Source organism: Nocardia farcinica, assembly GCF_001182745.1.
GTDB lineage: Bacteria > Actinomycetota > Actinomycetes > Mycobacteriales > Mycobacteriaceae > Nocardia > Nocardia farcinica.
Genome location: NZ_LN868938.1, coordinates 1,597,212 through 1,624,049 on the forward strand (window position 1 = coordinate 1,597,212; position 26,838 = coordinate 1,624,049).

Here is a 26,838-nt window from a genome sequence, read left to right on the forward strand (position 1 = left end):
GCGGCCCGATAACCGGCAAGATCTGTCGAACCGGCTGCTGGGGACCGCACGGAATTCTGCGGAGTGGTCGGCGTGGCCGAGCGTGAATCCCGCCGGGCCGGGTAAGCCGCGGCCAGGGAACCATCGACCCAGGAGGCAAACCAATGGCTATCGCACTCACTCGACTGGGGGCAGCCGCGGCCTTGGCGACCGCCGCGCTCATCGCCGGCGCCGGGTCGGCTTCCGCCGAACCGGACAGTGTTTCGATCAACGGAAACATGCAGGTGATGGGCCTGAACGTGCTGCACGTCGACGCCCAAGGCACCGGCGCCGACCCGGCGACCGGCACCTACGTCGCCACCGGACGCTTGGGCAACATGCCGCTACCGGTCCGGGTGACCGGCCCGGTGACCTGCTTGACGATCAACGGCAACACCGTCTCGCTCGTGTATCCGATCACCACCGCCGAACCCGTCATGGTCTTCGCCCCCGACTCGATGGCCATCCAGATCACCGTCACCAAGGGCGAGAACGGTGAACCCAACCGGATCGGCTACGGGATCCCGATGCCGACCACCAGCTTCCGCGGCTGTCAGCCCGGCCCGACCCCGCTGATCTTCGACGGGACCATCGACATCAGCTGACGGTTCGGCGCATGCCATGCGCCATCCGATTCCGAGGCCGAGCGAGGTCAGCTGGCGCGGGTATCCGGGGAGAATTCGGAGTTTCCCGCGCCGCGGTGGGCGCGGATGAGCAGGGCGGCGCGCAGATAGCACAATCCGGTGACGTCGTTGAGATCGAATCCGGTCATCTGGCTGATTCGTTTGAGGCGGTAATCCACGGTGTTGGTGTGGACGAACAATCGCCGGGCGGTGCGTGCGCGCTGCATGTTGGTGGCCAGGTACACCTCGAGGGTCTGCATCAGTTCGGGGTGCGCTTCGAGCGAATCCACCACCGAACTCAGATAGTCGCGGGCGGGCCCGGGGCGGGTGAGCTGATACTCGAACGCCAATTCGTGGGGCCGGTACACCTTCCCCGGCTCGCCGAGCCGGTGCACGATTTCGACGAGTTCGTGGACTTGTTCGGCGGCGCGCGGAATCTCGCCGGGCGCGGCCGTGGTCGCCACCGCGCGCACCGGCACCTGGGCGGCCGCCGAGAGGTGCCCGATCAGCTCGTCCACCTGGCTCGCGGTGAATACCGAGGCGGGCAACAACAGCGTGCCGCCGTCGACACTGAGCAACGAGAGCACCTTCCCGTCGCACCGGTGCGCGAGTTCGGCCTGCACCCGCCGCAACTTGCGCCGCGCGACGACTTTCGCGTTCAGGCCCGGTGTGGATTCCTCGGCGTGCGGCGGCAGTTCCAGCGCCACGACGTGGTATTCGTCGGCGACCTCGATCCCGCATTCCCGGGCCATCGTCGAGGTGTTCTGGCCGCCGAGCAGCGCCGAGGTCAGGGTGTGCACCGCGGTGTGGTGTTCGCTGACCACCGAACGCAGTTCGCGCACATAGGCCGCCGAGACCGCGGAGGTGATCATGTCCTGGGCGTCCATCAGGCGCCGCATCACCCCCACCAGGGTGTCGTAGTCGTGGCTGGTGACATTGGCGATCAGCAGGTCGAAGCCGAGTTTGAAGCCCTCGTGCACGGCATGGTGGATGGTGTCGATCGGGATGCCTTCGCGGGCCCAGTCGGCGGCGGCGGCCTGGACCCGCTCCACCCGGCCGGGCAGATCGCGCCCGTCGAGCATGCTTCGGGTCAGTTCGAGGCACACGCGCGTCACGGTGGTGACGTCGCCGTCGAGGGCTTCGCCGGGCAGCGTGGCACACGGCGCGACGTTTTCGATGAAATGCACGACCATCTGCCGCGCGACCGAACGAACATCTTTCAGCGGAGTCGAGACCGGGCGGCCCGCGGCGGTCAAGAACGGTTCGATGGATGTTGGTGCAGCCATGAGTGAATCCTTCCCACCCAGTTCACTGGGCAAGTGACCAAACTACCGCGTCGGCCATTTGTGAGGTCCCCGCTCCGCTTGTGACAAGCGGCAAAAGAACACGCGATCGTTTAGGGAAGCCGACAACGACCGCCGGGCCGGTGTGGACGCCCCGGACCCTCGTCCACACCGGCTCCGCGCGGTCTAGCCGGTCACACGCACAAGCTGACTTCGAGCACGGGCAGCGGCAACGGCAGGCACACCTCCACCGAACCCGACACCGGGGCCGGTGCGGCGGCGGACGCGGTGCCGGTGCTGAGCGCCGCGACGGCCACCGCGAACGTAGCGACTGCGAACGAGCGGACAATTCTGGAGTTCATGGATACTTCCTCGGTCGAACTTCGGTGAAACATCCCGATCTGCGGGACATCTCGATCAGATCACGGCGCCGCCCGACCACCGGAGCAGATTTTCATGTTTCGGCCTTTCCCTATCGCGCCGGCCGGAATCGTCGGAGAAATCCACAACGACGGCTTGCAGCGGACACGCACGGCATCGGCTAGGAATGCCCGTTGTTTTCCGCTCCGACCATCCCCACCCGTTCGGCCCCCGCGAACCGGTGCGGGACAATGGCGGGGTGAGCACGCGCACCACCCTCGATCACCTTCCCGACCTGCGGGTATTGCCGCCGGCCGAGTGGCGGGCACGCGCGCGGGCGCATCGGGCGCGCTTCGAGGAGTTGGTCGGGCCGTACCTGGAACGCCGCCGAGCCGGGCAGAACCACCCGGTGATCGATTTCCTGTTCACCTACTACGGGCACAAGCCCGCGCAGTTGCGGCGCTGGCATCCCGGCTTCGGCGTCGGGCTCGCCGGCGCGGGCGAGTACGACGGGGCGCGCGGCTACCACCGGGTCGGGGGCGTCGTCACCGCCGATCCGGCTTTTCTGGCCCGGCGCCGGGACACCGTGGTGTTCATCGCCGATCTGCTGCGCGCCACCGCCGCCCGGCCACCGCAGCTGTCCTGCTTCGGCCTGCACGAGTGGGCGATGGTGTATCGCACCGACGAGGTCAGGCACCGGCAGGTGCCGTTGCGCCTGGGCCGGGCGGGCACCGACGCGGTGGTGGAATCGATGTCGTTGCGCTGCACCCATTTCGACGCCTACCGCTTCTTCACCCCGGAGGCCGTCGGGCGCAACGCGGCCGCGCTGACCCGCGACGACCAGATCGCCGTCGAACAGCCCGGCTGCCTGCACGCCAACATGGATCTGTACAAGTGGGGTTTCAAACTGGTCCCGCTGATCGATTCGGCGCTGCTGCTGGATTGCTTCGAGCTGGCGTGCGCGGCCCGCGAGCTGGACATGCGGGCCAGTCCCTACGATCTGCGCGACTACGGCTACGCGCCGGTGCCGATCGAAACACCGTCGGGGCGGGCCGAATACGTGCGCGGTCAGGCGGCGTTGGCCGAGCGAGCGGGCGGGCTGCGCGGCCGGCTGCGTGCCGCCTGTGAACGGTTGCTCGCGCATCCGGTCGAGGCGGCGACAGCGACCGTGTCGTCCTGACGCGTCCGCCCGGTTCCCGGAAATCGCCTCCGGCGCTGCGGACCTCTCATTACCATGCAGTCAGTTCGCACCGCCGGGTCCGGCGGGCACCTGACAAGGAAGTTGGGGGGATTGCGACGATGCGTTCTCCGAGCGGGATGCGCCGCGCCCGGCCGCTGGCCGTGCTGGTCGCCGGTGTGCTGGCCGCGATGATGCTGCCCGGCGGCGCGGGCGCGGATCTGCGCTCCGACATCGAGACGGCCGTCCAGGAGTTCTTCGACGTGGGCCGCACCGCCGTGCCGCGGGCGGACTGCGGGCCCGGCTCGCGACCCGAGCCCGGCCTGCAGGGTGACGTGCCCGCCGCCGACCGCGACAGCGGCCGCAGCACGATGGGCTACAGCTGCAACATCTCGATGGTGGGCCGGTATCCCGGCCACGGCGCGGGCATCACCTCCACGAGCTTCGAGCACTGCGCCTACCTGGGCACCTTCTTCCCCGGCAATCTGCTGACGCAGGGCGGCGGCGTGCAGGTACTCGACCTGTCCGATCCGGCCGCTCCCCGGCACACGGCCACGCTCACCGAACCCGCCATGGTCGCGGGCACCTGGGAGAGCCTCAAGGTCAACACCGAACGGAAACTGCTCGTCGGCACGGGCGTGCCGCTGCTCCTCGGGGCCGGCTTCCTGTCGGTCTACGACGTCTCCGACTGCGCGCATCCCCGGCTGCTCAACCCCGGGCCCGGCACCAACCCGGCGATGCCGCTGCCGATCACCACGCACGAGGGCGGCTTCTCCCCGGACGGGCGCACCTACTGGGCCTCGGGGATCGTGCCCGGCTTCCTCAGTGCCGTCGACCTCACCGATCCCGCCAACCCGCGGGTGATCTGGCAGGGCCTCACCGGCATCGAGGCGCACGGGTTCGGCGTCAGCCCCGACGGCAACCGGCTGTATCTGTCCGCGCTGGGCGGTTTCACCGTGCTCGACGTCGGCGCCGTGCAGCGCCGCGACCCGAACCCGCAGGTCCACCACATCGGGCGGACCTTCTGGACCGACGGGTGGGCCACCCAGCACAGCATCCCGGTGAGCTACGACGGCGAACCGTTCCTGTTCACCGTCGACGAAGGCGGCTCCGGCGGGGTCAAACTGATCGACCTCTCCGACGAGACCGCGCCGAACGTCGCCGCGAAGCTCAAGCTCGAGATCAACCTGCCCCAGCACATCGACAGCAATATCGGCTCCTCGATGGGCGGTTCGGCCTTCGCCTACGAATCGCACTACTGCGCGGCCGACCGGCAGGTGAATCCGACCGCGCTGGCCTGCGGGTGGATCTCCTCCGGCATCCGGGTGTTCGACGTGCGTGATCCCTTCGCGATCCGCGAGATCGCCTATTTCAACCCGCCAGCCCGCACCGGGCGCAACCTCGAGCTGTGGAACTCCCCGCACGCGCTGGCCTCGCTGATCGGTGTGCCGCTGATGAGCGCGCCGACCGCGGTGCGGGCGGTGCTGGAGGGCGAGTTCAACCCGCACGACGCGCTCACCCCGCGCACCGGCAGGCTGGCCTTCGGCGACGTGTCCACCGACTGGTGCTTCTCGCCGCCGGAGTGGCGCGGCGATCAGCTCTACGTGGCCTGCTCGGACAACGGCTTCATGGTGTTGCAACTGGAGAACGGGGTGTACACGCCGCCGCCGGATCAGCGCTCGGTCGTCGGGTCGTGACCGTGCCGCGCGCGATGCGGATCGCCGCCTCCGCCGCACTCGCACTGACGCTGCTGGTGCTCGGCGCGGCGCTGCGCCCGCTGGTGCTGCCCGAACGCCACTCCGCGCCGCCGGTGCTCAGCACCGTGGAGACCGGATTCACCCAGGACATGGCCGCCCACCATCAACAGGCGCTGCTCATGGCCGACCGGCTCGCGCCCGACGCCGACCCGACCGTGCGGCGGCTCGCCCGGCAGATCACCGACACGCAGCGCATCGAGATCGGCACGATGCTGGGCTGGTTGCGCTTGGCGGGCGCCTCCCCGCTGCCCACCGAGCACCTGGGCTGGCTGCCCGCCGGACACCGGCACGACGGGCCGGACGAGGCCGCCGGTGGCATGCCGGGCATGGCGAGCACCGCCGACCTCGACGCGCTCGCCGCCGCCCGCGGCCGCGACGCCGACATCCTCTTCCTGCAGTTGATGATCCGCCATCACGAGGGCGGGGTGGCGATGGCGCGGGCCGCCGACGCGCTGCTCGAGCGCGGGCCGGTGAAGGAGACCGCGCGCTCGATGGTGCAGCAGCAGGGTCAGGAGCTCGGTGTGCTCAACGCGCTGCTGGTGCAGTTCGGCGGGCAGCCACTGCCCTGAGCGGCGGCGGTATCGTCGGATCAGCTCGACCACGTCCGGGTCGAGGGGAAGGACACCACCGCGCGCATGATCCAGCTGGACCAGATCACCATTCCCGAGCACGTGTTCGGGTATCCCGGTGTCGCCTTCGGCGGTTACGTCGCCGGCGTGCTCACCGCCCACTCCCCCGCCGAGACCCTGCGTGTCGACTTCCGCGGCGCGGTGCCGGTCGGCACACCACTGACCCGCACCGGCACCGCCCGCGGCGGCCTGGCCCTCACCGACGCCGACGGCGCCGTTCTCACCGAAGCCCATCCCGCGACCCTCGACCTCGACGTCCCGGACTGCCCGCCGCGCGCCGAGGTCGAGGCCGCCACCGACCGCGCGCTGCGCTCCACGCGCCGCCCCTACACGCACTGCTACGGCTGCGGGCAGGGCTGCCCGCCCGGCCGGGGCCTACGGTTGTTCCCCGCGCCGCTGCGCGAGCGCGGCCTGGTCGTCTCCGCCTGGACCCCCGATCCGGCGCTGGCCGGTCCGGACGGCACGGTGGGCAGGGAGAACGTCTGGGCGGCGATGGACTGCCCCGGCGGCTGGGTCGGCTTCACCCTCACCGGGATGCGGCAGGGATCGGTGACCGCCGCGCTGACCACCACCGTGCTCGCACCGGTCGAGGCGGGCGCGCCGCACATCAGCTACGCCTGGCCGCTGGCCGTCGAGGGGCGCAAGCACACCGTCGGGGTGGCGCTGGCGACGTCCTCGGGCGAGCTGTGCGCGGTGGCCGAGGCGCTGTGGATCGAGCCGCGCGAGCCCTCCCCGCATCCACTGCCCTGACCGCCCGGCATCCACTGCCCTGACCGCCCGACCGCCCGGAAACGAACGAACCCCCGGCCCAGTGGCCGGGGGTTCGTTGCGCCGGGATCAGCGGCAGGTCACAGCGGGGGGAATCCCGCGGAGCCGGTGGCCATCCAATTCCAGAAGGCCGCGGCACGATTGGTGACCAAGGCGACGATGTCGAGAACGACGCTTCCCATGAATACCTAACCTCTCGATTGCAGTGCGTGGCCCAGGGTAGCGGCTCACACCCGCGAGAGCGCCTTGGCCTCACGGCGGCGGCGGTGCAGGATGGGCTCGGTGTAGCCGTTGGGCTGCTTGGTGCCCTCCAGGATCAGTTCCTTGGCCGCCTGGAAGGCGATGCTGCCGTCGAAGTCCGGCGCCATCGGGCGGTAGTTCGGGTCGCCGGCGTTCTGCCGGTCCACCACCGGGGCCATCCGCTCCAGGCTGGCCACCACCTCGTCGGCGGTGACGATGCCGTGGCGCAGCCAGTTGGCCATCAGCTGGCTGGAGATGCGCAGGGTGGCGCGGTCCTCCATGAGGGCGACGTCCTTGATGTCGGGCACCTTGGAGCAGCCGACGCCCTGGTCGATCCAGCGCACCACGTAGCCGAGGATGGACTGGGAGTTGTTGTCCAGCTCCTGGCGGATCTCCTCCGGCGACCAGTTCGGGTTCGCCGCCAGCGGGATCTCCAGGATCTCGTCGACGCTCGCGCGCCGCCCGCCCTTGGCGATCTCGGCCTGCCGCTTGAACACGTCCACCAGGTGGTAGTGGGTGGCGTGCAGGGTCGCGGCGGTCGGCGAGGGCACCCAGGCGGTGTTGGCGCCCGACTTCGGGTGGCCGATCTTCTGGGCGAGCATGTCGGCCATCAGGTCGGGCATGGCCCACATGCCCTTGCCGATCTGGGCCTTGCCGGGCAGGCCGGTGGCCAGGCCGGTGTCGACGTTCCAGTCCTCGTAGGAGGCGATCCACTGCTGGGACTTCATGTCGGCCTTGCGGACCATCGGCCCGGCCTCCATCGAGGTGTGGATCTCGTCGCCGGTGCGGTCCAGGAAGCCGGTGTTGATGAAGACCACGCGCTCCTTGGCGGCCTCGATGCAGGCCTTCAGGTTCACCGTGGTGCGGCGCTCCTCGTCCATGATGCCGACCTTGAGGGTGTTGCGGGCCAGGCCGAGCACGTCCTCGATGCGGCCGAACAGTTCGTTGGTGAACGCCACCTCGTCGGGGCCGTGCATCTTCGGCTTGACGATGTAGACCGAGCCGGTGCGGCTGTTCTTCAGCTCGACGTCCTCGCGCAGCGAGTGCTTGGCGATGAGCGAGGTGATCAGGCCGTCCATGATGCCCTCGGGCACCTCGTTGCCCTGCGCGTCGAGGATGGCGTCGGAGGTCATCAGGTGGCCGACGTTGCGCACGAACAGCAGCGAGCGGCCGTGCAGGCGCAGCTCGGACCCGTCGAGCGCGGTGTAGACGCGGTCGGGGTTCATGGTGCGGGTGAAGGTCTTGCCGCCCTTGCTGACCTCTTCGGCCAGCGTGCCCTGCATCAGTCCGAGCCAGTTGTGGTAGCAGAGCACCTTGTCCTCGGCGTCGACCGCGGCGACCGAGTCCTCGAAGTCCATGATGGTGGTGACGGCGGACTCGAGCACGATGTCCTTGATGCCCGCGGTGTCGGTGCTGCCGATCGGCGACTCGGGATCGATCTGGATGTCGATGTGCAAGCCGTTGTGCTTCAACAGGATCGAGGTCGGCTTGGCCGGATCGCCCTGGTAGCCCACCAGTTGCGAGGCGTCGGCGAGGCCGATGGTGGTGCCGTCCTCCAGCCCGACCTCGAGCTCACCGTCGACGATCGCGTACGAGGTGGAGCCGATGTGCGAGCCGGTGATCAGGGTGACCGCGTCGTCGAGGAAGTTGCGCGCCCACTCGATGACCTTGTCGCCGCGCACCTTGTTGTAGCCGGTGCCCTTCTCCGCGCCGTTGTCCTCGGGGATGGCGTCGGTGCCGTAGAGGGCGTCGTAGAGCGAGCCCCAGCGCGCGTTGGCGGCGTTGATCGCGAAGCGCGCGTTCATCACCGGCACGACCAGCTGCGGGCCCGCGGTCTCGGCGATCTCGCTGTCGACGTTCTGGGTGGTGATCTGGAAATCGGCGGGTTCGGGCCGCAGGTAACCGATCTCGGTGAGGAAGTTCTTGTAGGCGGCCTTGTCGTAGTTCGCGCCCGGGTGCTCCGCGTGCCAGGCGTCGAGCTTGCCCTGGATCTCGTCGCGTTCGGCCAGCAGGGCGCGGTTGCGCGGAGCCAGATCGGTGATCACCTGCTCCGCACCCGCCCAGAACGCGGCGGAATCTACGCCGGAGCCGGGCAGTGCCTCGTTCTCGATGAAGTCGTGGAGAACCTTGGCCACCTGGAGCCCGCCGACCTGAATCCGCTCTGTCATCTACTGCCTCATTTCCGAGAAGCCGGGTGGGAAAGGACGGCATTCATATTACCCACCGGTAGTGGGCCCCTTTCCGTGGGCCGAGGGCGTAGCTGCGGGTTGGCCGGGCGGCGCCCCTTGCCCGGCACCGCCGGGGCCCTTAATGTACTGATCGGAACATTTCGGCCGGAACCCCGTTTCCCCGACGCAAGGAGTGCTGGTGTCGCTCACGGACAAGGTCGTCCTGGTCACCGGAGGCAGTCGCGGCCTCGGCAAGCAGATGGTGCTGGCCTTCGCCGCGGCGGGCGCGGACGTGGTGATCGCCAGCCGCAAGTTCGACGGCTGCGCCGCGCTGGCCGAGCAGGTGCGCGAGCAGCACGGGCGGCGCGCGCTCCCGGTGGCGGCCAACGTCAGCGACTGGGCGCAGTGCGACGCGCTGGCCGAGGCCGCCTACGCCGAGTTCGGCCGGGTGGACGTGCTGGTGAACAACGCGGGCCTCTCGCCGCTGTACCCGAGCCTGGACCAGGTGAGCGAGGCGTTGTTCGACAAGGTGATCGGGGTGAATCTCAAGGGTCCGTTCCGGCTCTCGGCCCTGATCGGCGCGCGGATGGCCGCGGGCGCGGGCGGCAGCATCATCAACATCTCCTCCATCGAGGCGGCCCGGCCGGAACCGCTCGCCGTGCCCTACGCCGCCGCCAAGGCCGGGCTCAACGCCCTCACCGCGGGCCTGGCGCAGACCTTCGGCCCGACGGTGCGGGTCAACACCATCCAGTGCGGCCCGTTCGCCACCGACATCTCGGCCGCCTGGCCGGACGAGCTGCGCGCCGAACTGGCCCGGCACACCGCGCTCGGCCGGGTCGGCGAACCGCACGAGATCATCGGCGCCGCATTGTTCTTCGCCACCGAGGCGTCCTCGTTCGCCTCCGGAGCCACCCTCGCCCTCGACGGTGGCTGGCGATGAGGGGCCACGGCACCGAGGCGAACGGCGGGACGGCGTGAAAGCACTGACCTACGCGGGGCCGCAAGCGATTTCGTGCACCGAGGTGGACGTTCCGGCCCTGCCCGGCCCGGACGGCGCGATCGTGCGCGTGACGGCGGCCGGGATCTGCGGCAGCGATCTGCACATCTACGGGGGTCACGGCTTCACCCCGGGCACCGGGTACGGCGTCGGGCACGAGGCGGTCGGGCAGGTCGTGGAGCTCGGGCCGCAGGCGCACGGGTTGTCGGTCGGCGACCGGGTGCTGGTGCCCGCCTCCGCGGGCTGCGACCGGTGCGGGAACTGCCGGGCCGGCGTCGTGGCGGCGTGTGCGCGGCAGCCGCTGCCGGTGGACGCGTGCTACGGGCTGGGCGGGGCACTGGCCGGTGCGCAGGCGCAGCTGCTGGCGGTGCCGCACGCCGGCGGCAACCTGGTCCGGTTGCCGGACGCGATCGGTGACGAGGCGGCGGTCGTGCTCACCGACAACGCCCCCACCGCCTGGTACGGCGCCCGGCGCGCACGGATCGCCCCGGGCGACACGGTGGTGGTGATCGGTCTCGGTCCGGTCGGGCTGATGGCCGTGCAGGCCGCGTTCGTGATGGGGGCGGCCCGGGTGCTCGGCGTCGACCTGGTCGCCGACCGGCGCGCCCGCGCCGCCGCACTCGGCGCGGAACCGGTCGAGGGCGACGATCCCAAGCAGGCCGTGCGCGAGATGCTCGGCGGCGGCGCCGACGTCGCGTTGGAGGCCGTGGGCGCCGACGCCACCATCGCGCTGGCGACCGCCGTGGTCGGCCACCGTGGCCGGGTCGCCGTCGTGGGCGTCAGCCAGAACCGGGCGTTCCCGTTCCATCTGCCGCTCGCGCAGGTCAAGGAACTCGAGTTCCACATCGGCCTGTGCTCGGTGCAGTACGAACTTCCCGCCCTGCTGAGTCTCACGGCCGCGGGCAGGCTACGCCCCGAGGTGGTGGTGTCGCACCGGCTGCCGATGTCGGCCGGGGCGCGGGCCTACCGGATGTTCGCCGACCGCGCCGACGACGTGTGCAAGGTCGTGCTCGACCCGTGGCGATGAGCGAGCAGACGCGCACCCGCCGCCGCGGCAGGCCACCCGCCTCGGCGGCCGGCGCCGCCGACACCCGTGAGCGCATCGTGCGCGCCGCGGTGGAGCTGTTCGCGGAGAAGGGTTTCCACGGCACCGGCGTCGCCGAGATCGGCGACCGCGCCGACGTGCAACGCGGGGCGCTGTACTACCACATCGGCTCCAAGGAAGAGCTGCTGTGGCAGATCCTGCACGGCTACACCGCGCTGATGCTCGCCGACGCCGAACGCATCACCGACGGCGACGACGACCCGGTGGCGAAACTGCGCAAGCTGATCCGCAGCCACGTCGTCCTGATCGTCCGGCACCGCCGCGAGGTCGCCATCCAGCTGCGCGATGTCGGCGCCCTGACCGGCGAGCGGGCCGCGCAACTCCAGGAACTGCGCGACCGCATCCAGGCACGCTGGCAGCGGGTGTTCGACGCCGGCCACGCCGCCGGTCTGCTGCGCACCGCCGACCACGTGGTCACCAACAGCGTGCTCGGCATGCTCAACACCGTCACCCTCTGGTATCGCCCGCACGGCGGACGCACCCCCGCCGAGATCGCCGACATCCTCGCCGCCACCGTCCTCGACGGTGTCGTCACCATCTCCCACACGAAAGGCTGACCATGGCTTGGGATTTCGAAACCGACCCGGAGTTCCAGCAGAAGCTGGACTGGGCCGCCGAGTTCGTCCGCACCGACGTCGAGCCCCTCGACCTGATCTACCCGAATCCCTACGACCGCTCCGACACCGCGGCCATGGCGCTGGTGCGGCCCTTGCAGGAGAAGGTGAAGGAGCAGGGGCTGTGGGCCTGCCACCTCGGCCCCGAGCTCGGCGGTCCCGGCTACGGCCAGATGAAGCTGGCCCTGCTCAACGAGGTGCTCGGCACGTCGGTGTGGGCGCCGTCGGTGTTCGGTTGTCAGGCGCCGGATTCCGGCAACGCCGAGATCCTCGCCCACTACGGGACCCCCGAGCAGAAGGCGAAGTATCTGCGGCCGCTGCTCGACGGCGAGATCGGCTCCTGCTACGTGATGACCGAACCGACCGGCGGCTCGGACCCCACCCTGTTCAAGACCCGCGCGGTGCGCGACGGCGACCACTGGGTCATCAACGGCGAGAAGTGGTTCAACTCCAACGCCGAGTTCGCGAGCTTCCACATCGTCATGGTGGTCACCGACCCCGACGTCAGCCCGTACCAGGGCATGTCGATGTTCATCGTGCCCGCGGGCACGCCCGGACTGGAGATCGTCAAGAACTTCCACGTCCCCGGGTTCAGCGAGCACGAGGGACACCTGCGCTTCACCGACGTGCGGGTGCCCGCCGACCACCTGCTCGGCGCGGAGGGCCAGGGCTTCGTCGTCGCCCAGACCCGCCTCGGCGGCGGCCGGGTGCACCACGCCATGCGCACGGTGGCGTTGGTGCGCAAGGCCTTCGACATGATGTGCGAGCGCGCGGTCTCCCGGGAGATGCGCAACGGCCGCCCGCTGGCGGCCCTGCAGATGACCCAGGAGCGCATCGCCGACAGCTGGATCGAGATGGAGCAGTTCCGCCTGCTGGTGCTGCGCACCGCCTGGCGTATCGACAAGGAGCAGGACTACCTGAAGGTGCGCAAGGACATCGCCGCCATCAAGGTCGCGATGCCCAAGGTCATGCACGACATCGCCCAGCGGGCCCTGCACCTGCACGGTGCCATCGGCGTGAGCACCGACCTGCCGTTCGTGGACATGCTCACCTACGCCGAGGTGATGGGCCTGGCCGACGGGCCGACCGAGGTGCACAAGATCACCCTCGCCAAGGAGGTGCTGAAGAACTACGCGCCCGGCGACCCGGTGTATCCGAGCGGCTACCGTCCGGCGCTGCGCGAGCAGGCGCGCGAATACCTTGCCGAGCGCCTCGAGCACGTCGTCGGCAACCTGTGAGGCCGGCGCGCCCGGGGCCTCCGGCTCACGCGGTCTCCGCCATCCGCAGCGGAGTGGCCGAGTACGCGGCCACCGGGCTCAGCCGCAGGATGGTCGACATGCGACGGGTGAGCGCGGGCGGGCCGAGGAATTCCAGGCGGCCGGTGCGCTGCGCGTGCCCGATCGGGAGGCGGCCCAGCCACACCTGGTAGAGCGAGGCCACATCGGACCGGATGGTGACGTCGACCGGGAAGCCCGGGTCGGTCACGCACACCGACGGCGCGCCGCGGTCGACGACGATCCAGTAGCGCCGCGCGTCGTCGGTGAAGCGCACCGCGAACACCTGCCGCAGCCCCGGCAGTCCGGTGGTGTCGAGCCGGGTGTGCATCCACCACACCAGCAGGTCGGCGTCGAGTTCGGCCGGGTCGGGTGCGCCGAAACTCCAGCTCGCGCCCCACTCGGCGAGCCCGAACAGCACCGGCTCGAGATCCAGGCCCGCCTGGGTCGGCACGTACCGGAGGCCGACCTTCTCGACCAGGCCGGCCCGCTCGAACTGGCGCAGCCGCTTGGCGAGCAGGCTGCGGGACAGGCCGGGCAGGCCCCGGGACAGGTCGTTGAAGCGGGTGCTGCCCAGCAGCAGATCCCGCAGGATCAACAGCGACCAGCGCTCGCCGAGCAGATCCAGGGCGCGCGCGATCGGACAGTACTGGCCGTAGGCTGCGGTCGGGCTCGGCATCGGCTCACCTCGGAGGTCGTGATTCGGGACCGGGACGGTCCATTTCCTGGACTATCCGGTTATCGCGCCGGTTCCTAGCTTCGAAACATGACTACTTTCGCCGCTCCCGAGACCACCGTGAACTGGATCGATCGCGCCCGCGCGGTCGGTGCGACGCTGCGCCCCGAGGTCGCCGACCGCGACCGCACCGGCGTCATCTCCCCCACCGCCGTCGACACACTGCGCGAGCACGGCCTGACCGCCGCGGGCGTGCCGGTCGAATTCGGCGGGGGCGGGGCCACCCACGCCGAGATCGGCGCGATACTGCGCGAACTCGGCCGCCACGACCCGAGCACCGCGGTCGCCTTCGCCATGCACTGCCACCTCGTCGCCGCCCAGGTGTGGCGGCACAAGCACGGCGCCGACGCCTCCGGGGTGCTCGGGAAGGTGGGGGCCGGGGCGATCCTGGTGAGCACCGGCGCCTCGGACTGGGTGGCCTCCAACGGCCGGGCCGAGCGGGTCGAGGGCGGCTATCGCGTGTCCGCCCGCAAGGCACCGGCCAGCGGGTGCGAGGTCGGCACCATCCTGGTGACCAGCATCCGGTGGGACGCTCCGGAGGGCGCGCGGGTGCTGCACTGCGCGGTGCCGCTGAACGCGCCGGGCGTGCGGATCGAACAGACCTGGGACACCCTGGGCCTGCGCGCCACCGGATCGCACACCGTCGTGCTCGAGGACGTGTTCGTCCCCGATGCCGCGGTGTCGCTGATCCGCCCGGCCGACGTGTGGCCGCCGCTGCTCAACATCGTGATGGGCGCGGCCATGCCGCTCATCACCGCCGCCTACCTGGGCATCGCCGACGGTGCGGTGGACACCGCGCTCGCTCTCGTGCGCGGACGCACCGACGATCACGTGATCGCACTGACCGGTGAGATGGCCAACGCCCACACCACCGCCGCCGACCTGGTGGACGCGATGTTCGCCGCCTCCGACGACCTGGGCTTCGACAACACCGACGCGCACGCCGCGGCGATCCTGAGCCGCAAGACCGTGGCGGGCGACCAGTTGGTGACCACCGTCCGGCTGGCGATGGAGACCGTCGGGGGGCTCGGCTACTCGCGGTCCTGCGACATCGAGCGTCGCTACCGCGACGTGCATGGCATCCTCTTCCATCCGCTCCCCCGCGCCAAACAGCTGCGGTTCACCGGCAACGTGCTGCTCGGACACGGCCCGTTGGGCTGACACCCGACCGGCGCGAACGCCTCGCCCCCGCACCGGGGCGAGGCGTTCGTCGTGCGTCGGCCCGACCGCGGAGAAAATGAGCCGACAGAGCCGTATGCCCTGTGCCACCATGGCATTCCACGATGTCGCGCCCGGCCGGACCGGCCGCGACCACCAGGACCGGGAAGGGGGTGACCATGCGTTCGTATCCATCGAATCCGACGGATCTGCCGTCGCCGCAGGGGATGTCGAGCGAACGCCGCGCGGTCGCCCGCCGTGTCCCCGGCGTGCCCGGCATCGCCGGACAACACGGCGCCTGAGCCGCGTCCCGCCGCCCTTCCCACTTTCCCCACGAAACATGGTGAGCCCCATGCTGCCCGCTGCCGTCCCCGAGGTGACCGCCGACAACTGGATACACACCCGCGTACTCGTGCTCAACGCCTCCTACGAGGCGCTGACCGAGGTCACCGCCGACCGGGCCGTGGTGCTGCTGATCAGCGGGATCGCCGAGTCGATCGCCGACCGCGAGCCCTATCTGCCGATCCGGTCGCAGCGACTCGAGATCGCGCTGCCGCAGACCATCCGGCTGCGGCACTACGTGTTCCTCGGGCACGCCGCGGTGGTGCACGACGACAGCCGCGCCACCCTGGCCGGTGTGCTGCGCCGCGACGGCAACCGGTGCGGGTACTGCGCCGACTGGGCGCACACCGTCGACCACATCCGCCCGCGCAGCCGGGGCGGCCCCAACACCTGGGACAACCTCGTCGCCTGCTGCGCGCCCTGCAACACCCGCAAGGCCGACCGCACCCCGGAGGAGGCGGGCATGCGGCTGCTGTGGCAGCCCAAGGCGCCCGACCACTTCGGCAAGCGCCAGCGGCGCATCTGGAAGCAGTTGTCCGCGTGAGGACTTCACGCGAATCCGCACGGAGAGGAGCGAACACGATGACCGTCCGAACCCTACCGAGCGCGGCGCAGCGGGCGCTCACCGAGCTGCTGCCGCTCTCCGACGCGCGAGGCTGGCACCGCGCCGCCTGCCGCGGCGACCCCAACCACGACGCGTGGTTCCCGTACCCGTCGGAGGACTTCGACTACGCCCGCGCCATCTGCGCGGGCTGCCCGATCCGGGTGGCCTGCGGCGAGTTCGCGGCCGAGACCGGACAGTCCGGGGTGTGGGGCGGGTCGGAGTTCGATCGCGGCCGCCTGGTGCGCGAGTGACCGGGTAACCGGGATCAGTCCCTCGCGGGGCCTGCCCGAGCGGGTGACCATACACTGTTGCCCCGTGGGCACTCATCGCAGCGGAACCCGATCCCGGGGCGTCAGCAAAGGTCCGGTTATCGCAGTGGTTGCCGTTCTGCTGCTGGTCGCGGCGGTCTTCGCGTGGTTCCAGTTCCGGGACCGGGCGGCCGAGCGCGACAGCGCGGCCGCGGCCGACTGTGTCGAAGGGTCGGCGACGGTCTCCGTCACGGTCGACCCCGGGATCGAGGCGCCGGTGCGTGCCATCGCGGAGAAGTACAACGCCACCGATCCGCAGGTGCGCGACCACTGCGTGACGGTGACCGTCACCGCGCAACCCTCGGCGGCGGTCGTCGAGGCCTTCCGCGCGGGTGGCCCGTGGAACAGCACGCTGGGACCGCAACCGGCACTGTGGATTCCGGACTCCTCGCGCTCGGTCGAGGCGATGCGGGTGCCGGGGCTGGTCGCCGGTGAGCCGTCGCCGATCGCCGCCACGCCCGTCGCGCTCGCGGTGCCGGAGCCGTTGCGCGCCGCACTGGCGCAGGCGAACGTCGCGTGGGCCGATCTGCCTCGGCTGCAACAGGGTTCGCTCGACGAGTTCGGGCTGTCCGGGTGGGGCGGGCTGCGGCTGGCGCTGCCCGAGGGGGACGCCGCCCTGGCGGTCGCGACCTCCGTCGCGGCGGCGGTCGCGGGCGAGGAACCGTTGACCGAGTCCGGCGCCGCGTCCGGGCAGGCGGTCGCCGCCGTCTCCGGGCTGGCCGTCGGTGCGCCCGACGCCGGGGACACCGCGGCCGCGCTGGCCGCCGCCGGAGGCGGGAACGCACCCGTGCACGCGGTGGCCGCAACCGAACAGCAAATCGCGGCGCACCCGCAGCTCACCGCGTTCCGGCCCGCCGGGACCACACCGGTCGCCGACCACCCGGCCGCGCTGCTGTCCGGCCCGTGGGTGGACCAGACCCAGAACCTGGCCGCGGGCATGTTCGTCGACTACCTGCGCCACCCCGACCAGGCCGCGTTCTTCACCACCGCCGGATTCACCGCCACCCCCGCACCGACCGGCGCGGGCGCGGACCGGGCGGCCTTGGAGACGGTGCGCGCCACCCTCGCCAACCCGGTCCTCGGCGTCCATGCCACCGTGCTGGTGGACGTCTCCGCCAGCATGGCCACCACCGAGGGCTCGACCACCCGCCTGGCCAACACCCTGGGCGCGCTGCGCTCCACCATGACCGTCATGCCGCCCGACTTCGGTCTCGGCGTGTGGACCTTCGGCAAGAACCTCGACGGCAACCGGCCCTACGAGGTCCAGGCCCCCACCGGCCTGCTCACCGACGCCCAGCGCGCCGCCGTCGATCAGGCGCTGTCCTCGGTGCGCGCCACCGACACCCGCCCCGACCAGGCCTACCCCACGCTGTTGGCGGCCTACCGCCAGGCCGTGCAGAACCACCAGGCGGGCCGCACCAACACCGTCCTACTCGTCACCGACGGCCCCGACGACGACTCCGCGGTCACCGGGCCGCAGCTGCTCGCCGATCTCGCCGCCGCCGCCGACCCCGCCCGCCCGGTCCGCATCGACGTCATCGTGGTGGGCGGCGCGGGCACCGACACCCTGCAGACCGCCGCCGAACGCACCGGCGGCACCTACACCACGGTGCCCACCTCGAACGACCTGGCCTTCGGCACCGCGATGGCGCAGGCGCTGACGACGACCTAGGCCGGCCGGCGCCGTCAGGGACGGACGTGCACCAGCGCGCCGGACTCCATCGCCACCCACAGCGTCCCGTCCGGCGCCACGGTCAGTCCGTGCGGTTCGGCGCCGGGCAGCGCCAGCTCGGTGATCTCGCCGTCGGCGGTGCGGCGGCCGAGGCGCGCGGCGGCCCACTCGGTGAACCACACCGTGCCGTCCGGGGCGACCACCACCGCGTGCGGGCGCGCGTCGCGGTCCGGCAGCGGATGTTCGGTGACGGTCCCGTCCCGGTCGACGTGCCCGAGCTGACCGGCGAGCAGTTCGACGAACCAGGCGCCGTCGGCGGCCGTGGCGAGGCCGACCGGTCCGGCCCCTGCGGTGGGCAGGGCGGTGGTGCGCACCTGCCCGTCCGGGGCGATGCGGGCGACGGCGTTGCCCTGGTTGAGGGTGACGAACACCGTCCCGTCCGCGGCCTCGGCGATCATCGACGGCATTCCCTCGACCGCGTACCGGGTCGCGGTGCCGTCGGGTGCCCGGTGGACCACGCCGCCCGCGGACAGTTCGGTGTACCAGAGCCCGCCGTCGCCCGCCCGGCACAGCCCGTACGGCGACTCGGCGGCCAGGAAGGACAGGGCGCCGTTCGCCTCCACGCGGCCGATCCGGTTTCCGCGGAACTCGGTGAACCACGCGCCGTCCCCCTCGGCCACGATCACCGTGGGCGAGCCGTCCGCGGGGTCGAGCGCGACGGTCTCGACCGTGCCGTCGACCAGCCGGCCCACGGCGCCGCGGGCCGCGAGGGTGAACCACAGCGTGTCCGTCTCGTCCACGGTCACCCCGTACGGGCCACCGTCGACGTCGACCACCTCGAGGATCTCAGGCAAACTCCCACACTCCCTTCTGCACCCCGCGGAAGCGGCGCCGCAGCCCACGATCGTGGGTCACGACGACGACCGCGCCGCGGTACTCGGCCAGCGCCTGTTCCAGCTCCTCGACCAACCGGAGCGACAGGTGGTTGGTCGGCTCGTCGAGCAACAGCAGGTCGTGCTCGCCGGCGAGCAGCCTGGCCAGCGCCAGCCTGCGCCGCTGCCCCTCCGACAACGCCCCCACCCGCACATCCAGCGTTTCGGCCGCGAACAGGCCGGTGGCCAGCAGCGCCGCCCGCCCGCGTCCGTAGGCGGCGAGCACGGTCTGCTCGGGATCGAACGTCTCCTCCTGGCGCAGGTAGCCGACCCGGCCCGGCGCCGTGGCGTAGAGCCGGTCCAGCAGCGTCGACTTGCCCGCGCCGTTGGGACCGTGGATCAGCAGCCGATCCCGCGGGCCCAGGGTCAGCACGCCGAGATCGAACGACTTCGGCTGCGCGGCACGGAATCCCGCGCGGAACCGCAGGGGCTCCGGCGGCCGCGGCACCGGGTCGGCCTCGAGGCGGCGCACCTTCTCCGCGGCCTGGCGCACCCGCGAGGACACCGAGCTCTGCACCCGCCCGGCATTGCGGTCGTAGGCCATCTTGTTGTTGTCACGCATGGCCCGGCCCACCGCCACGCGGTGCGCCGTGTCGCGGGAGAACTCGCGCAATCGCTCGATCTCGGCGCACCAGCGGGCGTACTCCTGCTCCCAGCGCTGCCGCGCCGCCGCCTGCTCGGCCAGGAATCCGGAATAGCCGCCGCCGAACCGGGTGACGCCGCCGTCGGCCACCTCCACGATCGCGGTGGCCACGCGATCCAGGAACACCCGGTCGTGCGAGACCACCACGACCGTGCCGCGATGGCCGCGCAGCCGCTCTTCCAGCCACGTCAGCGCGGCGTCGTCGAGGTGGTTGGTCGGCTCGTCCAACAGCAGGATCTCCGGGGAGGCGGCCAGCAGGCAGGCCAGTGCCAACCGGGCCCGCTCCCCGCCGGAGAGCGCCGTCAGCGGGCGGTCGCGGTCGAGGTGTCCCAGGCCGAGCCCGTGCAGCGCCTGGTCGACCCGGAGGTCGGCCTCGTACCCGTCCCGCGCCTCGAACGCGGTGAGCAGTTCGCCGTAGCCGGCCATGTCCTGGGCTTCGGCGGCGATCTCCATCCGCCGGGCGAGTTCGCGCACGTCCGCGAGCGCGGCATCGATGGCGGCGCCGACGGTCTCGGCGTCGAGCGTCTGCGCGAGGTGCCCGACGCCGCCGGGCGCGGAGCAGACGACCTCGCCGTCGTCGGGCGCCTCGAGCCCGGCCATGATCCGCACCAGGGTGGACTTGCCGGAGCCGTTCTCCCCGACGACGCCCACCCGCTCGCCGGGCCGGATCGACAGGGACACTCCGTCGAGCACGACCCGGGCGCCGTAGGACTTCTCGATGGTCCGCAAAGACAGCTGAGTGGTCAGGTGGTTCTCCAATCGCTACGTGTGTAGCTTTAAGATAGACCCACCACTCAATTAATGCAACAGGAGTTGTCTTTGGAGACCACGAAGCGCCCCGGCGGCCGCAGCGCGCGCGTGCGCGCGGCCGTGCGGCAGGCCACCCTCGACGAGCTCGTCGCGCACGGCTACGCCGGGCTGACGATCGACAACGTCGCGCAGCGCTCCGGCGTCCACAAGACCACCGTCTATCGCCGGTGGGGCTCCCCCGCCGGACTGGTCGCCGACGCACTCGAACTGGCGGCCGAGGAGGCATGGCCGCTGCCCGACACCGGTGATCTCACCGCGGATCTGCGCGCCCTCACCGCCGCCGTGCACACCGGATTCACCGACCCCGACGCCGGACCGGTCGCCACCGCGTTCGTCACCGCGGCACTGCAGAACCCCGACGCCGCGACGGCGCTGCGGGCGTTCTACCGCGCCCGCCACCACCAATCCGCCGAGATCGTGCGCCGCGCCGTCGCCCGCGGCGAGCTCGGGCCCGAGGTCGACCCGGAGGCGGTGGTCCGCTACGCCATCGCGCCGGTGTTCCACCGCCTGCTCATCACCCACGAACCCGTGGACGAGACACTGACCCGGCACGCCGCCGACACCGCGATCGCGGCCGCCCGCGCCGGGCTGCTCGATCGCGCACCGGGCCGGTCCTGATCGGCTATTCCGCGTACGCCTCGAGCGGCGGGCACGAGCACACCAGGTTCCGGTCGCCGTACGCGCCGTCGATGCGCCGCACCGCGGGCCACACCTTGGCCCTGGCGTGGCCGAGACCCCGTGGGTAGACCGCGATTTCGCGCGAGTACGGGTGCGTCCACTCGCCGACCAGGCACTCGGCGGTGTGCGGGGCGCCGCGCAGCGGGTTGTCCTCGGCGGGCCACACGCCCGCGCCGACCTGATCGATCTCGGCACGGATGGCGATCATCGCCGCCACGAACTCGTCCAGCTCAGCGAGGTTCTCGCTCTCGGTGGGCTCCACCATGAGGGTGCCCGCCACCGGGAAGCTCATCGTCGGTGCGTGGAAACCGTAGTCGGCCAAGCGCTTCGCCACATCGTCGACGGTGACGCCGGTGCGCTTGGTCAGCTCGCGCAGATCCAGGATGCACTCGTGGGCGACCATGCCGTTCTCGCCGGTGTAGAGCACCGGGAAGTACTCGTCGAGCCTGCGCGCCAGGTAGTTGGCCGAGGCGATCGCCGTCAGCGTCGCCTTGCGCAGCCCCTCGGCGCCCATCATCCGGATGTAGGCCCAGGTGATCGGCAGGATCGAGGCCGAGCCGTAGCGCGCCGCCGAGACCGCGTGCGACTCCGATTCCAGCGGGTCGCCGGGCAGGTACTGCGCCAGGTGCGCGCGCACCGCGACCGGCCCGACACCGGGACCACCGCCGCCGTGCGGGATGCAGAAGGTCTTGTGCAGGTTCAGGTGGCTGACGTCGCCGCCGAAACGGCCCGGCCTGGCCAGCCCGACCAACGCGTTGAGGTTCGCGCCGTCGACGTAGACCTGCCCGCCCGCGTCGTGCACCAGCGCGCACAGTTCGGCGATCTCGTGCTCGTAGACGCCGTGCGTGGACGGGTAGGTGATCATGATGCACGCCAGCCGCTCGGCGTGGTCGGTGATCTTGGCGCGCAGGTCGTCGAGGTCGACGTCACCGTTCTCGCGGCACTTGACCACCTCCACCCGCAGCCCCGCCATCGCGGCGGAGGCCGCGTTGGTGCCGTGCGCGCTGGACGGGATCAGGCAGGTGTCGCGATGGGTGTCGCCGCGGTCGAGGTGGTAGCGGCGGATCGCCAGCAGGCCCGCGTACTCGCCCTGGCTGCCCGCGTTCGGTTGCAGGCTCACCGCGTCGTAGCCGGTGATCTCGGCCAGCCAGCTCTCCAGATCACCGATCAGCTTCAGCAGGCCGGGGGCGTGCTCGACCGGTGCGTAGGGGTGCAGCTTGGCGAAGCCGGGCCAGGTTATCGGCTCCATCTCGGCGGTCGCGTTGAGCTTCATGGTGCACGAGCCCAGCGGAATCATGCTGCGGTCCAAGGCGATGTCCTTGTCCGACAGCGATCGCAGGTAGCGCAGCATCGCGGTCTCGGTGCGGTAGCGGGTGAACGCCGGATGGGTCAGGAACTCCGAGGTCCGGGTGGCGATGCCCGCGTCCACCGGCTCGGCGGGCGCCACGCCGAACGCGTCGAGCACGGCCTCGACGTGCGCGTCGGTGGTGGCCTCGTCGCAGGCGACCGCGACGTGATCGGGGTCGACCAGGCGCAGCGTGATCCCGCAGGCGGCGGCCTTGGCGACGACGGCTTCGGCGTGGCCGGGCACCCGCGCCAGCACGGTGTCGAAGTAGGTGTCGTGCACCAGCGCCTCCCCGAGCGCCCCGGCGATCCGCGCGGCATGGCCGTGCACCCGGCGCGCGATGGCGCGCAGCCCGTCGGCGCCGTGGTAGCAGGCGTACATCGCGGCCACGATCGCCAGCAGCACCTGGGCGGTGCAGATGTTGGAGGTCGCCTTCTCCCGGCGGATGTGCTGCTCGCGGGTCTGCAGGGCCAGGCGGTAGGCGGGATTGCCGTCGGCGTCCTTGGAGACACCGACCAACCGGCCCGGCAACTGCCGCGCGTGGGCGCTGCGCACCGCCAGATAGCCCGCGTGCGGACCACCGAAGCCCATCGGCACGCCGAAGCGCTGGGTGGTGCCGAAGCACACGTCGGCGCCCTGCTCACCGGGTGGGACGATCAGCGTCATGGCCAGCAGGTCGGCGCCCGCGGCGACCAGCGCGCCGCGCTCGTGGGCCGCCGCGATGAGCGCGGTCCAGTCCACCACCCGGCCGGACGCGCCGGGCACCTGGACGATCACACCGAAGAACTCTCCCTCGGGCAGTCCGGCGGCGGCCAGGTCGGCCTCGACGATCTCGATGCCCAGCGGCTCGGCCCGGGTGTGCAGCACCGTGCGGGTCTGCGGGAACAGGTCGGCATCGATCAGCAGCCGGTTCGATCGGGAGCGGCCCGCGCGGCGCAGCAACGTCATCGCTTCCGCGGCCGCGGTGGCCTCGTCGAGCATGGAGGCGTTGGCGACCTCCATCCCGGTCAGATCCGACACCATCGTCTGGAAGTTGAGCAGTGCCTCGAGCCTGCCCTGGCTGATCTCGGGCTGGTACGGGGTGTAGGCGGTGTACCACGCGGGGTTCTCCAGCAGGTTGCGCACCAGCACCGGCGGAGTCAGCGTGTCGTAGTAGCCGAGGCCGATCATCGAGGTCGTCACGGTGTTGGACTGCGCGAGGGCGGCCAGTTCGGCCAGCGCCTCGTGCTCGCTCACCGCGGGCGGCAATGCGGCCAGCGGGCCCGCGCCTGCGTCGTCGAGGATGCTCGCGGGCAGCGCGGCCGCGGCCAGCGCGTCGAGGGAGTCGACCCCGACGACCTCGAGGATCCGGGACAGTTCGGCGGCATCGGGTCCGATGTGGCGGTCGGCGAAGGATCGGGTCACGGCGGCAACTCCAGGTCGGGCGGGTCGACGGTGTCGACGGGTACCGGCCCTCCCCCTCTGTCGTGATGCCTGAGAGATTCGGGATGCCGACGCGCTGCCGGCCCCCTTTCCCCGTGGGCGGGCGCACCCGCGTCAGCGCGCGGACCACCGCTTTCCAGAGGCGTCGAAAGCCGCACGGTCCGGTTGCCTGAGAGATTGACGGGGAGGTGCTGCTCCTTCGGCGCCCGGACTCGGCTGAGACTGAGACCGGGACTCTCCCGCACGGCGCGACGCACCGTCAGTGTAAGGCGCGCGGTGCCGAAACCACGCGCCGACTCCGATGTCGCGCTCGTCACTCCCGCGAACGGACAGCGATCGGCACTGTCCGCCTATCCGGTGGCCCGGTTCATCCGCGCCTTGCGACGGTAGGCCAATTCGTCTTCCGGCCGCTCGGTGGCCGCGGTCGCCCGTTCGGCGGGGAAATTCGCGATGACGCCGGTGAGCTCACGCATGGCGCCGGAGACCGCGATCCCGAACACGCCCTGGCCGCCCTGCAGTAAATCGACGACCTCTTCCGGCGAGGTGCATTCGTAGACCGAGGTGCCGTCGGAGAACAGCGTGATGCCCGCCAGATCCTCCACGCCGCGGCTGCGCAGGTGGTCGACCGCGATGCGGATGTTCTGCAACGAGATGCCCGCGTCCAGCAGCCGCTTGACGATCTTCAGGACCAGGATGTCCTTGAACGAGTAGAGCCGCTGACTCCCCGAGCCCGCGGCGCCGCGGATCGAGGGCACGACCAGCCCGGTGCGCGCCCAGTAGTCGAGTTGGCGGTAAGTGATCCCCGCCACCTGACAGGCGCTGGGCACGCGATAGCCGACCAGGTCGTCGGGCACCGCGTCGTTCGGGAACAGGCCTGGCTGTACCACATCCTGCGATTGCTCTGCCACTGACCACTCCCTTGCTCCGCCGACGCCCGGCCGCACCGATGACCCGACTCCGTCACGACCGCGAGCACCGTGATGATCGCGGCCCAACTATCGAGATTACTCCCGTCGATTGTCCGGGGAATGGCATCATCGGACCAAACGCGACGCGCGGTAAAAGTCTCAGGCTGTACTTCAGGTCGAGAAATTCAGCTGTCGGTGGCCTTGAAATCGTCCGGGGAGACCGATTCCAGGAACTCCTTGAACTTCTCCACTTCGTCCTCGCGCTCGTCGGGCATCACCAGTCCCGCCTCGTCGAGCACCGGCTCCTCGGCATAGATCGGGCAACCGACCCGCAGGGCGATCGCGACCGAGTCCGAGGGGCGCGCGGAAATCCGCAGATCGTTGTCGAAGACCAGATCCGCGTAGAAGGTGCCCTCCTGCAGATCCACGATCCGCACTTCTTTGAGGGTGTGTCCGAGCTCGGTGATCATGATCTTGATCAGATCGTGGGTCAGCGGACGGATCGGGGTCACCCCCTCCTGCTCGAGCACGATGGCTGTGGCCTCGGCCTGTCCGATCCAGATCGGCAGATACCGATCGCCGGACACCTCGCGAAGCAACAGCACCGGCTGGTTCTGTGGCTGCTCGACGCGGATGCCGATCACACGCATTTCACTCATGCCACTGCCTCCCATAATCGCCGGCCGCCCGGCTCGAACCGCTGCAGAGCTCGCCGTAACTCCGAGTCTAAGCGAACGGGCGGGGGTGCTGCGATCGGTCCGTGCCGCCGCCCGGGGCGTGTTGCCCGGCCGACGGCGGCGCGGTTCAGTTACCGAGCGCGTGCCGCACCGAGGCCTTCACCAGGGACGTGTGCAGGGTCAGCGACAGCGCCGCCAGCTCCCGCACCGTCTCCTCGGCCCTGGCCCTGGCGCCGGCATCACGGCTCTTGGCGATCGGCGCGGCGATCTGGGCCAGCAGCGCGGCCTCGCGGTCGGCGGCCAGTTTGAACGCCCGCAGATGGCGCGCTTCCAGCCCGAATTCGGCCATCGCGCGGGCGGTCTTGGCCAGGGTCACCGCCTCGCCGTCGAAGAAGCCCGCGGGACCGGGCGTGATGAGCCCGGCACGGATCAGGTCGTTGAGGAAGGGTTCATCGATGCCCGCCTGGGCGAGCAGATCGGCTCGGGTGAGCCGGATTTCGTGATCGACACGCAACTCCTCCGGCGATACCTCGTCGGGCACCACACCCAGTTTGCGGGGTACGCCGCGCCCGCCGGCCGAGCCGGCACCGGCCGCCGGGGCCTCCGCGCCGCCCGCCCGGCTCGACAGCGCCCTGGCGCGAGCCTCGCGCACGCCGAGGGTGGCCGCCCCCTTGTCGATCGCCTCGAGTTGCTCCTTGATCACCTTCAACGGCAGGTACTGGTCGCGCTGCGCGGTGAGGATGAAGCGCAGCCGCTCGCAGTCGGCCACCGAGAACCGCCGGTACCCCGAGGGGGTGCGCTCCGGACGGATCAGGCCCTCGGATTCGAGGAAACGGATCTTGGAGATCGTGACGTCCGGGAAATCAGGCCGCAACAGGTCGAGCACGGAGCCGATCGACATGCCTCCGCGTGCCCACTGCTGCGCCGCGCCCGTCACCGCGCCGAGTCCTTCCCGTCCGTTGCCGCACGCCGGACCGGCGACGGGTTCGACGACCGCGCGCTACCGCCACGCGTGCCCCCGCGAACGCCGCCGTCCGACGTGGTTCTCATAGACTGCCCGCACCCGCCGAGGGCTCGTTCACCTGTGCGCGCGGACCGGTGAGGAACACGAGCCGGAACTTGCCGATCTGCACCTCGTCGCCGTTCTGCAGTTCCGAGGAGTCCACCGGCTCCCGGTTGACGTAGGTGCCGTTGAGGCTGCCCACGTCGACCACCTGGAAGGTGTCGTCGTCCTGACGGAACTCCGCGTGCCGACGGCTGACGGTGACATCGTCGAGGAAGATGTCACTGTCGGGGTGGCGGCCCGCCGAGGTGGTCGGCTGGTCCAGGAGGAACCGCGAGCCCGCGTTGGGGCCACGCTTGACGACCAGCAGGGCCGCGCCCGCCGGTAGGCCCTCGACCCCTTGAACCGGCTGTTCGCCGGTCTGCTCACCGGAGCGCGACGCGTCGACCTCGTTCAGGAAATCCGCGCGGAAGACCGACGTCGTCTCGGCCGCGGTCTCCTGGTAACCCGGGTCTTTGTTCTCGCTCACCGTTTCTCTCCTCCTCGAACCTGATTATCCATGCAAGCAGGTGATGCTTTGGTCGACA

The 26,838-nt window shown here is 71.0% G+C and carries 26 protein-coding genes and 1 riboswitch; of the genes, 15 read left to right on the plus strand and 11 right to left on the minus strand.

The window, feature by feature from the left end:
• Positions 1–143 precede the first annotated feature (143 nt).
• Positions 144–623, plus strand: a complete 480-nt coding sequence (locus AMO33_RS07730) for a hypothetical protein (protein ID WP_060591635.1) — start codon at positions 144–146, stop codon at positions 621–623.
• Between the two features lie 47 nt (positions 624–670).
• Here AMO33_RS07730 and AMO33_RS07735 read toward each other — a convergent pair whose 3' ends face one another.
• Positions 671–1,927, minus strand: a complete 1,257-nt coding sequence (locus tag AMO33_RS07735) for a PucR family transcriptional regulator (RefSeq protein ID WP_060591638.1) — start codon at positions 1,925–1,927, stop codon at positions 671–673.
• Positions 1,928–2,118: 191 nt separating this feature from the next.
• On the minus strand, positions 2,119–2,286 hold the full coding sequence (locus tag AMO33_RS32045; RefSeq protein WP_011209040.1) for a hypothetical protein: 168 nt from the start codon (positions 2,284–2,286) through the stop codon (positions 2,119–2,121).
• A gap of 293 nt (positions 2,287–2,579) precedes the next feature.
• Between AMO33_RS32045 and AMO33_RS07740 the strand changes: the two genes are divergently transcribed.
• The 4 genes from AMO33_RS07740 to AMO33_RS07755 all read left to right on the plus strand — a co-directional run bounded on the left by AMO33_RS07740 (position 2,580) and on the right by AMO33_RS07755 (position 6,597).
• Positions 2,580–3,464 carry a hypothetical protein gene (locus AMO33_RS07740; protein ID WP_060593365.1) on the plus strand — a complete coding sequence of 295 codons (885 nt, stop codon included), beginning with the start codon at positions 2,580–2,582 and terminating at the stop codon, positions 3,462–3,464.
• 119 nt (positions 3,465–3,583) lie between these two features.
• A complete protein-coding gene (locus AMO33_RS07745) occupies positions 3,584–5,158 on the plus strand; it encodes an LVIVD repeat-containing protein (protein ID WP_107103090.1) in 1,575 nt (524 codons plus the stop codon).
• Complete coding sequence (locus tag AMO33_RS07750; RefSeq protein ID WP_060591640.1) at positions 5,155–5,787, plus strand: DUF305 domain-containing protein; 633 nt, start codon at positions 5,155–5,157, stop codon at positions 5,785–5,787. Before AMO33_RS07745 ends, AMO33_RS07750 begins: the two co-directional genes overlap by 4 nt.
• A gap of 66 nt (positions 5,788–5,853) precedes the next feature.
• Positions 5,854–6,597, plus strand: a complete 744-nt coding sequence (locus tag AMO33_RS07755) for a PaaI family thioesterase (protein WP_060591643.1) — start codon at positions 5,854–5,856, stop codon at positions 6,595–6,597.
• A 245-nt stretch (positions 6,598–6,842) separates the two neighbouring features.
• Here the strand turns inward: AMO33_RS07755 and AMO33_RS07760 are convergent, their stop codons facing one another.
• Positions 6,843–9,023 (minus strand): malate synthase G, encoded by a 2,181-nt coding sequence (locus AMO33_RS07760; protein ID WP_060591644.1) that lies wholly within the window; start codon positions 9,021–9,023, stop codon positions 6,843–6,845.
• Positions 9,024–9,282: 259 nt separating this feature from the next.
• On the opposite strand from AMO33_RS07760, the gene AMO33_RS07765 reads away from it, so the two are divergent.
• From AMO33_RS07765 to AMO33_RS07780, 4 genes are read left to right on the plus strand one after another with little or no spacing between them, the layout of a single operon-like run.
• Positions 9,283–9,963: an SDR family NAD(P)-dependent oxidoreductase gene (locus AMO33_RS07765; protein ID WP_050768275.1), complete on the plus strand. Its 681-nt coding sequence runs from the start codon at positions 9,283–9,285 to the stop codon at positions 9,961–9,963.
• Positions 9,964–9,997: 34 nt separating this feature from the next.
• On the plus strand, positions 9,998–11,047 hold the full coding sequence (locus AMO33_RS07770; RefSeq protein ID WP_060591646.1) for a zinc-binding dehydrogenase: 1,050 nt from the start codon (positions 9,998–10,000) through the stop codon (positions 11,045–11,047).
• On the plus strand, positions 11,044–11,682 hold the full coding sequence (locus tag AMO33_RS07775) for a TetR/AcrR family transcriptional regulator (RefSeq protein ID WP_060593367.1): 639 nt from the start codon (positions 11,044–11,046) through the stop codon (positions 11,680–11,682). Before AMO33_RS07770 ends, AMO33_RS07775 begins: the two co-directional genes overlap by 4 nt.
• A gap of 2 nt (positions 11,683–11,684) precedes the next feature.
• The gene (locus AMO33_RS07780; protein ID WP_060591648.1) at positions 11,685–12,977 is read left to right on the plus strand and encodes an acyl-CoA dehydrogenase family protein; all 1,293 of its coding nucleotides are present in this window, start codon (positions 11,685–11,687) and stop codon (positions 12,975–12,977) included.
• 25 nt (positions 12,978–13,002) lie between these two features.
• Here the strand turns inward: AMO33_RS07780 and AMO33_RS07785 are convergent, their stop codons facing one another.
• Positions 13,003–13,692 carry a winged helix-turn-helix transcriptional regulator gene (locus AMO33_RS07785; protein WP_060591650.1) on the minus strand — a complete coding sequence of 230 codons (690 nt, stop codon included), beginning with the start codon at positions 13,690–13,692 and terminating at the stop codon, positions 13,003–13,005.
• A gap of 87 nt (positions 13,693–13,779) precedes the next feature.
• Here AMO33_RS07785 and AMO33_RS07790 point away from each other — a divergent pair, with 87 nt between their 5' ends.
• The 5 genes from AMO33_RS07790 (at position 13,780) to AMO33_RS07805 (ending at position 17,833) form a co-directional block, all read left to right on the plus strand.
• On the plus strand, positions 13,780–14,910 hold the full coding sequence (locus AMO33_RS07790; protein WP_060591652.1) for an acyl-CoA dehydrogenase family protein: 1,131 nt from the start codon (positions 13,780–13,782) through the stop codon (positions 14,908–14,910).
• Positions 14,911–15,086: 176 nt separating this feature from the next.
• The gene (locus tag AMO33_RS32525) at positions 15,087–15,209 is read left to right on the plus strand and encodes a hypothetical protein (RefSeq protein WP_255266222.1); all 123 of its coding nucleotides are present in this window, start codon (positions 15,087–15,089) and stop codon (positions 15,207–15,209) included.
• A 50-nt stretch (positions 15,210–15,259) separates the two neighbouring features.
• Positions 15,260–15,793, plus strand: coding sequence for an HNH endonuclease (locus tag AMO33_RS07795; protein WP_060591655.1), 534 nt, complete (start codon positions 15,260–15,262; stop codon positions 15,791–15,793).
• 38 nt (positions 15,794–15,831) lie between these two features.
• Positions 15,832–16,104, plus strand: a complete 273-nt coding sequence (locus AMO33_RS07800; protein WP_011209027.1) for a WhiB family transcriptional regulator — start codon at positions 15,832–15,834, stop codon at positions 16,102–16,104.
• A 124-nt stretch (positions 16,105–16,228) separates the two neighbouring features.
• Complete coding sequence (locus AMO33_RS07805; RefSeq protein ID WP_060591659.1) at positions 16,229–17,833, plus strand: VWA domain-containing protein; 1,605 nt, start codon at positions 16,229–16,231, stop codon at positions 17,831–17,833.
• A gap of 14 nt (positions 17,834–17,847) precedes the next feature.
• On the opposite strand, the gene AMO33_RS07810 is transcribed toward AMO33_RS07805, so the two are convergent.
• A complete protein-coding gene (locus AMO33_RS07810) occupies positions 17,848–18,687 on the minus strand; it encodes a Vgb family protein (protein WP_060591661.1) in 840 nt (279 codons plus the stop codon).
• Complete coding sequence (locus AMO33_RS07815; RefSeq protein WP_060593368.1) at positions 18,680–20,155, minus strand: ABC-F family ATP-binding cassette domain-containing protein; 1,476 nt, start codon at positions 20,153–20,155, stop codon at positions 18,680–18,682. Before AMO33_RS07815 ends, AMO33_RS07810 begins: the two co-directional genes overlap by 8 nt.
• A gap of 72 nt (positions 20,156–20,227) precedes the next feature.
• On the opposite strand from AMO33_RS07815, the gene AMO33_RS07820 reads away from it, so the two are divergent.
• A complete protein-coding gene (locus tag AMO33_RS07820) occupies positions 20,228–20,836 on the plus strand; it encodes a TetR/AcrR family transcriptional regulator (protein ID WP_228786976.1) in 609 nt (202 codons plus the stop codon).
• 4 nt (positions 20,837–20,840) lie between these two features.
• On the opposite strand, the gene gcvP is transcribed toward AMO33_RS07820, so the two are convergent.
• The 5 genes from gcvP to odhI form a co-directional block, all read right to left on the minus strand.
• Positions 20,841–23,645, minus strand: a complete 2,805-nt coding sequence (gene gcvP / locus AMO33_RS07825; protein WP_060591665.1) for an aminomethyl-transferring glycine dehydrogenase — start codon at positions 23,643–23,645, stop codon at positions 20,841–20,843.
• A 165-nt stretch (positions 23,646–23,810) separates the two neighbouring features.
• A riboswitch (glycine riboswitch) is annotated at positions 23,811–23,915 on the minus strand.
• Positions 23,916–24,013: 98 nt separating this feature from the next.
• Positions 24,014–24,571, minus strand: a complete 558-nt coding sequence (locus AMO33_RS07830) for a MerR family transcriptional regulator (protein ID WP_011209021.1) — start codon at positions 24,569–24,571, stop codon at positions 24,014–24,016.
• Between the two features lie 185 nt (positions 24,572–24,756).
• A complete protein-coding gene (locus tag AMO33_RS07835) occupies positions 24,757–25,230 on the minus strand; it encodes a bifunctional nuclease family protein (RefSeq protein ID WP_011209020.1) in 474 nt (157 codons plus the stop codon).
• Between the two features lie 145 nt (positions 25,231–25,375).
• Positions 25,376–26,149, minus strand: coding sequence for a transcriptional regulator FtsR (gene ftsR, locus AMO33_RS07840; protein ID WP_060593369.1), 774 nt, complete (start codon positions 26,147–26,149; stop codon positions 25,376–25,378).
• Positions 26,150–26,294: 145 nt separating this feature from the next.
• Positions 26,295–26,780: an oxoglutarate dehydrogenase inhibitor Odhl gene (gene odhI, locus AMO33_RS07845; protein ID WP_011209018.1), complete on the minus strand. Its 486-nt coding sequence runs from the start codon at positions 26,778–26,780 to the stop codon at positions 26,295–26,297.
• Between the last annotated feature and the right edge of the window lie 58 nt (positions 26,781–26,838).

Coding starts and splice junctions, on each gene's coding strand:
- AMO33_RS07795 (WP_060591655.1), top strand. CDS start 15,260: ATGCTGCCCGCTGCCGTCCCCGAGGTGACCGCCGACAACTGGATACAC.
- AMO33_RS07730 (WP_060591635.1), top strand. CDS start 144: ATGGCTATCGCACTCACTCGACTGGGGGCAGCCGCGGCCTTGGCGACC.
- AMO33_RS07760 (WP_060591644.1), bottom strand. CDS start 9,023: ATGACAGAGCGGATTCAGGTCGGCGGGCTCCAGGTGGCCAAGGTTCTC.
- AMO33_RS07800 (WP_011209027.1), top strand. CDS start 15,832: ATGACCGTCCGAACCCTACCGAGCGCGGCGCAGCGGGCGCTCACCGAG.
- AMO33_RS07790 (WP_060591652.1), top strand. CDS start 13,780: ATGACTACTTTCGCCGCTCCCGAGACCACCGTGAACTGGATCGATCGC.
- AMO33_RS07765 (WP_050768275.1), top strand. CDS start 9,283: ATGGTGCTGGCCTTCGCCGCGGCGGGCGCGGACGTGGTGATCGCCAGC.
- AMO33_RS07785 (WP_060591650.1), bottom strand. CDS start 13,692: ATGCCGAGCCCGACCGCAGCCTACGGCCAGTACTGTCCGATCGCGCGC.
- AMO33_RS32045 (WP_011209040.1), bottom strand. CDS start 2,286: ATGAACTCCAGAATTGTCCGCTCGTTCGCAGTCGCTACGTTCGCGGTG.
- AMO33_RS32525 (WP_255266222.1), top strand. CDS start 15,087: ATGCGTTCGTATCCATCGAATCCGACGGATCTGCCGTCGCCGCAGGGG.
- AMO33_RS07780 (WP_060591648.1), top strand. CDS start 11,685: ATGGCTTGGGATTTCGAAACCGACCCGGAGTTCCAGCAGAAGCTGGAC.
- AMO33_RS07735 (WP_060591638.1), bottom strand. CDS start 1,927: ATGGCTGCACCAACATCCATCGAACCGTTCTTGACCGCCGCGGGCCGC.
- AMO33_RS07745 (WP_107103090.1), top strand. CDS start 3,584: ATGCGTTCTCCGAGCGGGATGCGCCGCGCCCGGCCGCTGGCCGTGCTG.
- AMO33_RS07755 (WP_060591643.1), top strand. CDS start 5,854: ATGATCCAGCTGGACCAGATCACCATTCCCGAGCACGTGTTCGGGTAT.
- AMO33_RS07775 (WP_060593367.1), top strand. CDS start 11,044: ATGAGCGAGCAGACGCGCACCCGCCGCCGCGGCAGGCCACCCGCCTCG.
- AMO33_RS07835 (WP_011209020.1), bottom strand. CDS start 25,230: ATGAGTGAAATGCGTGTGATCGGCATCCGCGTCGAGCAGCCACAGAAC.
- ftsR (WP_060593369.1), bottom strand. CDS start 26,149: ATGTCGATCGGCTCCGTGCTCGACCTGTTGCGGCCTGATTTCCCGGAC.